The organism is Terrabacter ginsenosidimutans, assembly GCF_039539425.1.
In the GTDB taxonomy this organism is placed as follows: domain Bacteria; phylum Actinomycetota; class Actinomycetes; order Actinomycetales; family Dermatophilaceae; genus Terrabacter; species Terrabacter ginsenosidimutans.
The window spans coordinates 1-983 of record NZ_BAABDC010000022.1; the positions used below are offsets into that span (position 1 = coordinate 1).

General features: G+C 69.8%; 2 protein-coding genes. Both read right to left on the reverse strand.

Going from position 1 to position 983, the window contains the following annotated elements:
• Nucleotides 1–78: 78 nt before the first annotated feature.
• A complete protein-coding gene (locus ABD831_RS22195; RefSeq protein ID WP_344952293.1) occupies nucleotides 79–264 on the reverse strand; it encodes a hypothetical protein in 186 nt (61 codons plus the stop codon).
• Between the two features lie 348 nt (nucleotides 265–612).
• Nucleotides 613–983: alpha/beta fold hydrolase (locus ABD831_RS22200; protein ID WP_425582872.1), on the reverse strand; the 371-nt coding region annotated here is incomplete at its 5' end.

A 983-nucleotide genomic window follows, 5' to 3' on the forward strand; every position in this document is an offset into this window, starting at 1 on the left:
CGCCGCCTGCCGGGCGCTCGATTTCTACGCGATCCCGCCAAAGGGTGAATGGCCCTCTGAGTCACCTAGCCCGGGCGGTCAGGCCTCGTCCGGCGTCTGGGTGGACTCGTCCCGAGTGCGCTCCGGGTTCTCGGTGCGCTCCTCTGACTCGGCGAGTATCGCGCGGGCCTGCATCTCGGGGTCATCGCTGCCTGCCGCCTGTTCCTCCGACAAGAGCTCAGCACGCGTCTGAATGTGGTCCTCAGAATGATGTCCTTGGCTCATCGCCCGACGATACCCGCGCACACGCCGTCGATGCGGCGGTCGCCTGTGGGGGCACCGCCCCTGACGGAACACGGTCCGCCTCTGGGAACGGGTTCAGCCTCGCCGGGGAGGTTCGCCTGACGCGGCACCGACGCAGCTTCCGCCTTGCCGCCACTCGAACGCACGGTCCCGCTGCGTTCCACTCGAGCAAGCAAGGTGTCGCCGGAGGGGTGGCTACCCGCCGCCAGTCGGCGCACCCGAGATGCGGGTCATGGGTTCTCGCGAACGTCGCCGCGATCGCAGCCTGATGCCGCCTCAGCCCTTCCGCCCGAGACGAGTGCTGTTGTCGACCGGGGGCAGGCGCGAACCTCAGTCGGTGTTTTCCACGATCAGTCGGATCGCCTCGTTCGGTGCGTCCCACTGCGGAAAGTGGCCACACCGCTCGAACCAGTGCAGCTCCGCGTCGGGAAACAGCTCCGTGGCACGTGCGGCCTGTTTCGGCAGTGTCACCCGGTCACGCCGCCCCCACCCGATCGTGACCCGGCCAGGCACGGTGCCCACGGGGGCGCCTTGTTGCTTGGGCCCCTTGGTCAGAGCGTCCATCGCGGCGCCAGTCGACGGGGCGTCGGCCAGGCCGGCCACGTCGGGCAGGCAGGTCTCACGCGAGAGCGCCCATGGTCGCGCCGACAACTGTGCCAGCAGCAACGTCCGCCCCGCGGGCGTGCCCAGCAGCGAGGGCA

Bases quoted from the DNA above. Each gene is read 5' to 3' on its own strand.
- ABD831_RS22195 (WP_344952293.1), bottom strand. From the start codon at position 264: ATGAGCCAAGGACATCATTCTGAGGACCACATTCAGACGCGTGCTGAG.